This window comes from Myxococcus qinghaiensis, assembly GCF_024198215.1.
GTDB classification, from domain to species: Bacteria; Myxococcota; Myxococcia; order Myxococcales; family Myxococcaceae; genus Myxococcus; species Myxococcus qinghaiensis.
In genome coordinates this window covers 82,524-89,515 of record NZ_JAKCFA010000035.1, presented here as the reverse complement: position 1 = coordinate 89,515, position 6,992 = coordinate 82,524, and the positions used below count along the sequence as shown (strand labels likewise).

Here is a 6,992-nt window from a genome sequence, read left to right as displayed (position 1 = left end):
CGCCTGCGCGCGCAACGTCTCCCTCATCTGCTCCAAATCCATACCGTCGCTCCTCGTCCCACCCATGGAGCGACAACCTCCTCACCTCATACCCCGCTTGTCACGACGGGCTCCGGCGAGGAGTTACAGCTGAACTCCGTCAGGTCCCCCATCTGCACGACGAAGTCGACGCCCCGCCGCGCGATGTGCCTCACCGCTTCGACGGAGTCGTCCTGGTAGACGCCGATATCCCCCAGCACCGCGAAGCGGAACGTGCCGCCACTGACGTCGCGCTCGAGACGTTCGACGGCCCGCGCATTCGCATCGCGCACACCGCCTCTGACTTCATAGGGGTGCAGCTCGAAGACGTCGCAGCCGGCGCAGAGCACCAGCAGCCATGGGACCCAGGACCTCACCGCCGTCCCAGGTAACGATGGGCTGCCCCCGCTTCAACCCTTGGGGCAAGGCCGTCACGGTGGACGAAACATCCACTCATGGAAAACATCACGTGCCCGACAGTCATCCCTCACGCGGGCACGAAGAGGCCCCTCAGGCCGCGAGGGCCTTCGCGCCGTCCCAGTCCTCCACCTCGTAGAGGAACTTGGAGCCCTTCACGAGCTTGCGATTCGCCGAGGTGCTCTGCACGAACACGACGTACTTCTCCAGGCTGGCGGGGCGGATGCGCACCGTCTCCCCCGGCGGCAACCCGAGCATCTCCCGCGCCCGCTCGCCGCTGTAGAAGTCGCCCGTCTTGCGGTCCATCAGCACCACTTCCTTGTGGCCCTGGATGGTCTCCGTCTTGGTGAACTCGTAGAAGCCCCGCCCCGTCTTGAAGCCCAGCCCGTTCTCCTGGACGAAGGCCTTGATGGGCATGTCGTCGTCCACCTCCAACGACTGGAACCGACCGGGCGCCACGGCCCGCAGGTCCGTCTCTCCGAAGGGCGACGCCGTCTTGCGCTGGAGCATGGTGCTGAACATGGCGTTCAGCCCGCGGCTCATGCGCCCTTCCTTGGCCACCTCCGTCTCGTAGGCCTGGAGCCGCGCGTCGGACGACTGCTTGTAACAGACGGCCAGCAACATGTCGGTGACGTGCGCAAACTGGTCCAGGCTCAGGTGGAAGCCGCCCGACTTCTCCGCCAGCTCCTTGTAGAACGGCGTCGCGTGGCGCCGCGCCAGGGCCTGCACCCCGTACACCGGGACGCCCATCCTACCCAGCGCGTCCACTTCCTTGCGCCAATCCAGGCGCTTCGGGTTGTCCGACGGCCCATGCGGCACGTCATCGCCAATCAGCACGAAGGCCCGCTGGTAGCCCACCGTCCATGACAGGGATTGCGCTTCGCGCAGCACCAGCTCGTAGCACTCCGGCGCATCACCGCCGCCCGTCTGCCCCACCTTGTCCACGAACCGCACCACGGCGTTCGCGTCGTCCGTGAGGTCCAGAATCTTGGTGACGTACGTCGAGCCCGCGTCGCAGTAGTCGCCGTGCGCGATGACGCCGATGCGGATGCCGGGAATCTCCTTCATCAGCCGGGACACGGTGCCATGCAGCTTCTTTCGCACCTGCGCGAGGCACGGGTACATGCTGCCGGTGGTGTCGAAGCTGAAGACAATCTCCACGCGATTATCAATGACTGACGCGGCCATTTTTCGCTCCCCTCGTGTGCTGCGATGGGATGAAGAATACGCGGTGGGTCTGACATTTCCGGGCCTCCAGGGGAGCCTACGCGGGGGGTGGTTCCGGGGGTGGGGAGAGGCCCTCCTGGCGGGAGGGCATTGATGGCCTTGCGGGCCTGTCGGGGGCGTGCTGAAGAGCCTCGCCACAGCCCCAGACCGGGGCGCGGGGAGGACGTTGGTGGAGATCCAGAAGCCCTACCTGTTGTTCCTGGGGGATGTACCCGACCAGCTCGCGGCGAAGACGGCCCACGGCATCGTCGACTGGCGCCCCGAGTGGTGCGTGGGTCAGCTCCGGCTCCCCGGCTGTCAGGCGGACTGTGGCCTGACGGACCTGGACATCGCCCAGGCGAAGGCGAAGGGCGCCCGGACGCTCATCGTCGGCGTGGCCAACGCGGGCGGCGTGCTCCCGGAGCACTGGGTGAGCAAGCTGGTGGAGGCCCTGGACGCGGGGATGGACGTGGCCACGGGGCTGCACAAGCGGCTGGCCTCCTTCCCCGCCATCGCCGAGGCCGCGGCGCGCAATGGCCGGAAGCTGCACGACGTGCGCATCCCCGACATGGACTTCGCCACGGGCAAGGGCACGAAGCGGCAGGGCTTGCGGCTCCTGACGGTGGGCACGGATTGCTCGGTGGGAAAGAAGTACACGGCGCTCGCGTTGGAGAAGGCGATGCGCGAGCGGGGCCTCAAGGCGGACTTCCGCGCCACGGGCCAGACGGGCATCTTCATCTCCGGCCGGGGCGTGGCCATTGACGCGGTGGTGTCCGACTTCGTCGCGGGCGCGGCGGAGTGGCTGTCACCCGCCAATGACGCGGACCACTGGGACCTGGTGGAAGGTCAGGGCTCGCTGTTCCATCCCTCGTTCGCGGGCGTGACGCTGGGCCTGCTGCATGGCGCGCAGCCCGACGCCTTCATCGTCTGCCATGAGCCCACGCGGACGAAGATGCGCGGCGTCCAGCACGCCCTGCCCTCCATCCAGGCCGTCATCGACCGCACGGTGCTGGAGGGGCAGCTCACCAACCCGGCCATCCAGTGCACCGGGCTCGCCATCAACACCGAGCACCTGTCGGAGTCGGACGCCCTGGCGCTGCTGGAGCGGACCGGACGCGAGTACGGCCTGCCCTGCGTGGACCCCATCCGCACCGGAGTCGACCCGCTGGTCGACGAGCTGGTGCGCCGCTACCCCGCGAAGGGCTGACCCGAGCATGCGCAAGCTCACCATCCGACACGAGAGCTGGCCCATCGCGGGCAGCTTCACCATCTCCCGGGGCTCGAAGACGACGGCGGAGGTGGTGGTCGTCACGCTGGAGGAGGACGGCGCCGTCGGGCGCGGCGAGTGCGTCCCCTATGGGCGCTATGGAGAGACGGTGGACGGCGTGCTGCGCGCGCTGGAGATCGCCCGACCGAGCATCGAGGGAGGCGTGGGCCGCGACGGTGTCCCGGAGGTGCTGGAGCCCCGGGCCGCGCGCAACGCGCTGGACTGCGCGCTGTGGGACCTGGAGGCGAAGAAGCGCGGCAAGCCCATCTGGGAGCTCGTCGGCATGTCGGAGCCCCAGCCGCTCGTCACCGCGTACACGCTCAGCCTGGACACCGCCGAGGCCATGGGACGGGCCGCCGAGAAGTCCGCGCACCGGCCGCTGTTGAAGGTGAAGCTGGGACGCGGAGGCGAAGGCGACATCGAGCGACTGCGCGCCATCCGCCTCGGTGCGCCCGCGAGTCGACTCATCGTGGACGCCAACGAGGGCTGGACGCCCCAGGAGCTTCCGACGTTGCTCGCCGCCTGCGCCGAGCTGGGCGTGGTGATGGTGGAGCAGCCGCTGCCCGCGTCCGACGACGAGGGCCTGCGAGGACTGCGACGTCCCGTGGCCGTCTGCGCCGACGAGTCCGCACATGACCGGCAGGGGCTTGCCACGCTCGTGGGCAAGTACGACGCCGTGAACATCAAGCTCGACAAGACAGGAGGGCTCACCGAGGCCCTGGCCATGGCGAGCGAGGCACGCGGGCACGGGCTCCAGCTCATGGTGGGGTGCATGGTGGCGACCTCCCTGTCCATGGCGCCCGCCGTCCTGGTGGCCCAGGGCGCCGAGGTGGTGGACCTGGACGGGCCGCTGCTGCTGGCAAAGGACCGCGAGCCGGGCATCCGCTTCGAGGGCAACACCCTGTTCTGGCCACCCCGGGAGCTGTGGGGCTGAAGCCTCCCTGGCCACGGGAACATCCGTCTCGTGGCCAGGGCCTCTTGAAGCGCGAATCCTCGAGATTACAGCGCCGAGACAATCAACGCTGGCGCGAGCCCGTAGCTTGAGATGGCGCCCCGATAGTCATTCTCCGTCTGGGCGTAGCCATCCACCACGCCAACAGGTCGGCATTGGACATCGTGCATGACCGATACGACGTCATGCTCTCCAAAGAGCGGCTCGGAAAGAATGCCGCGGCATTGCAGGTCTCCAATGCCGGGGCCGGCCTGACGCCGAAAACCACATCACCCGTGACGTCTGGATACTCCAGAATACGTATTGAAGGCCCCGAGTCAGATGAAGTTGATATAGCCGAACGTGGGGTACATCGGCTGAGCATCGAAGCAGTTGCCGTCGGTCACCTCGAACCGGACCTGCTTCCCCGCCAGGAACGCCCCCGTCAACAGGGACAGGATGCTCTTGCCGTTGGCCGAGGCCGTGGACCATCGAAGCGAGGTGCTCGAGCACCCCGTGGGTCCGGCCGCGGCCCCCTCCACCTCCACCCAGCAGGTGCTGTCATTCGTCGAGCACCCGAGGTTCAAGATCTTCCTCAGCCCCGTCGTCGTGGCAGCGGCCTCACCCGAAAAGCCCAGGGTCACCAGCAGCGAAAACAGAATCGTCCGCTTCATGCGTATGCGCTCCGGCAATACCAGCCAACGGGGAATGACCACACGAGTGAAACGCGGTATCGCCAGGAAGAACCCTAAACCCAAAACCAAAACCCCTCAACACATTCCCATCACCAGACAAGCATTTCGGGGACCGCCCCACCCAATCACCCCTGCACCTGGAATCGACCACCCGCCATGGCCTCTCCCCTCAATCCTTCACTCCCATTCCTTGACGATCGGCACAGCCAGGGCGGCTCGACGCCAGCATCGCCTGCCGTGAGGTCGTGCGGACACAATTTGTCTGGCTTTCGGCGTGGACCTGAGTCCCCGGCTGAGTCACGGGTGTTGGTTGAGCCCGCCCTGCAGGCCTTGTGACTCCACGCGTCGCCCGGGCACCTTGCTTGCGAGGCGCTGGGCTCCTCGTGCGCCGGCCCCCCAAGAGAAAGCACCAGGAGGGCCTCGGACCGTTACACCCGACCGGGCCCATGAGGCGCCCAGGGGAGAGCGACTTGGAGCCCCTTCCCCTTGGACGACGAGCGAGGCCAGGCACACCTCCGTCGTCCCGACACCATCTGGGGAAAGCCGGCCCTTGCCCCGCGCGGGCCGGAAGCACAGCATGCGCGGCCACAGTGTCCCCGAACGCCCCGAGCCCGAGCCCCCACCACACGTACACCGAGCGCCGTGCCGCCGCGGAGGCGGAGCTGGCCGCCCTGGACCGCGTCAGCGCTCGCTACGCGAACCTGCGCACCCTGGCCTTCCTCGTCGCGGCCATCATCTCGGGCCTCATCGTCACCGGGCGCCTGCCCAAGACCTGGTGGTGGGGCACGGTGGCCGCCGTCGTCGTCTACGGCCTCCTCGCGGTCCTCCACCATCAAATCTTCCGCCGCGAGGCGCGCCAGCGGCTGTACGTCACGCTCAACGAGCGGGGCCTCGCGCGCCTGGGCCACGGCTGGCACGAGTTCACCGAGCGCGGTGAGCGCTTCGCCTCTCCCGCCCACCTCTACACGCCGGACCTGGATGTCTTCGGGCAGGGCAGCCTCTTCCAGCTCCTGAACGAGACGGCCACGCGCGCGGGCGAGGAACGACTTGCCTCCTGGCTGTCGGCTCCTGCCCCCGTTGACGTGGTGCAAGCGCGTCAGGGCGCGGCCCAGGAGCTGGCGCCACTCGTGGACTTCCGACAGGACCTCTGCGTGGAGGCCCGCACGGTGGCGAAGGAGAAGGCCGACCCGAGCCTCTTCATCCAGTGGTCCGAGGCCGGGCCCTCGCTGGACTCCATCCGCTGGTCCCGCCCGCTCGCCATCATCCTGCCGCCGGTGACGCTGGCGCTCTTCATCCTGGGCGAAGTCGGCGTGCTGCCCGGGTCCTCCGTGTGGGCGGGGCTCGCCGCGCAGCTCGCCGTGGCCGTGGCCACCCGCCGTACCCTGCGGAAGATGGACGAAGGCGTGGAGAAGGGCGAGCAGGGCTTCGTCCGCTACGCTCCCATCTTCGAGCGCGTCGAAGGTCAGCGCTTCGAGCATCCCCTCCTGCGCCAGCTCCAGTCCGGCCTCCAGCAGCAGGGCGAGCCGCCCGTCTCCAAGCACTTCCAGCGCTTCAGCCGACTGTTCTCGCTCATCGAATTCAAGCGGCACCAGTTCCACCCCATCGTGCACTGGCTCACGCTCTGGGACATCCACGCGCTGTTCGCCCTGGAGAGCTGGCGCGCGAAGCACGGCACGCGGGTGCGGCACTGGTTCGAGGCACTCGCCGAGATGGAGGCGCTGTCCTGCGTGGCGGGCCTCGCGCATGACCGGCCCGCCTTCGCGTGGCCCACACTGGAAGCCAAGGGGCCGCTCGTCGAGGCGAAGGTCATGGGCCATCCGCTGCTGGACGCGCCCGTACCCAATGACGTGTCCCTGCCCGGTCCCCGTCACGCCCTGCTCATCACCGGCTCCAACATGAGCGGCAAGACGACGCTGATGCGGGCCCTGGGCACCAACGCGGTGCTGGCACTCGCCGGAGCGCCGGTGTGCGCCGCTTCGTTCCGACTGTCGCCGCTCCACGTGCTCACCAGCATGCGCGTGAAGGACTCACTGGAGCGCGGGGTGTCGTACTTCTACGCGGAGGTGCAGCGCATCAAGGCCGTGCTGGACGCGGCGCGCGCGGCGAACGGGCAGGCGCTGTTCCTGCTCGACGAAATCCTCCTGGGCACCAACACGCGAGAGCGACAGCTCGCCTCCCGCGAGGTGCTCCGGCTGCTGCTCTCCACCGGGGCCTCCGGCGCGGTGACGACGCACGACTTGTCGCTGACGTCGCTGGCGGAGGAGACGCGTGACGCCGACGTCCGCAACGTCCACTTCAGGGACCACCTGGAGGAAGGGAAGATGGTGTTCGACTACACGCTGCGCGAGGGCGTGGTGGACACCACCAACGCGCTGCGAGTCCTCCGCCTCGCCGGTGTCCCCGTGGATGACCCCGAGGCCCCCGTCTCCTGACGTCGGGCCTGGAGGGGCGTCACCGG

7 protein-coding genes are annotated in these 6,992 nt (G+C 68.3%); 3 read left to right on the top strand and 4 right to left on the bottom strand.

Annotated features, from left to right (window positions below; genetic code table 11):
* Positions 1 to 86 precede the first annotated feature (86 nt).
* Positions 87 to 395: a hypothetical protein gene (locus LZ199_RS42070; RefSeq protein ID WP_253999448.1), complete on the bottom strand. Its 309-nt coding sequence runs from the start codon at positions 393 to 395 to the stop codon at positions 87 to 89.
* A 133-nt stretch (positions 396 to 528) separates the two neighbouring features.
* Positions 529 to 1,623 (bottom strand): vWA domain-containing protein, encoded by a 1,095-nt coding sequence (locus tag LZ199_RS42065; protein WP_253999447.1) that lies wholly within the window; start codon positions 1,621 to 1,623, stop codon positions 529 to 531.
* A 208-nt stretch (positions 1,624 to 1,831) separates the two neighbouring features.
* Between LZ199_RS42065 and dgcN the strand changes: the two genes are divergently transcribed.
* Together dgcN and dgcA are read left to right on the top strand one after the other, a co-directional pair.
* Positions 1,832 to 2,848, top strand: coding sequence for an N-acetyltransferase DgcN (dgcN, locus tag LZ199_RS42060; RefSeq protein WP_253999446.1), 1,017 nt, complete (start codon positions 1,832 to 1,834; stop codon positions 2,846 to 2,848).
* A 7-nt stretch (positions 2,849 to 2,855) separates the two neighbouring features.
* Positions 2,856 to 3,842, top strand: a complete 987-nt coding sequence (gene dgcA / locus LZ199_RS42055) for an N-acetyl-D-Glu racemase DgcA (RefSeq protein ID WP_253999445.1) — start codon at positions 2,856 to 2,858, stop codon at positions 3,840 to 3,842.
* Between the two features lie 65 nt (positions 3,843 to 3,907).
* Here the strand turns inward: dgcA and LZ199_RS46395 are convergent, their stop codons facing one another.
* A complete protein-coding gene (locus tag LZ199_RS46395) occupies positions 3,908 to 4,030 on the bottom strand; it encodes a hypothetical protein (RefSeq protein WP_256569818.1) in 123 nt (40 codons plus the stop codon).
* A 147-nt stretch (positions 4,031 to 4,177) separates the two neighbouring features.
* Positions 4,178 to 4,513: a hypothetical protein gene (locus tag LZ199_RS42050; protein ID WP_253999444.1), complete on the bottom strand. Its 336-nt coding sequence runs from the start codon at positions 4,511 to 4,513 to the stop codon at positions 4,178 to 4,180.
* Positions 4,514 to 5,124: 611 nt separating this feature from the next.
* Here LZ199_RS42050 and LZ199_RS42045 point away from each other — a divergent pair.
* Positions 5,125 to 6,966, top strand: coding sequence for a MutS-related protein (locus tag LZ199_RS42045; protein WP_253999443.1), 1,842 nt, complete (start codon positions 5,125 to 5,127; stop codon positions 6,964 to 6,966).
* The last annotated feature ends 26 nt before the right edge of the window (positions 6,967 to 6,992 follow it).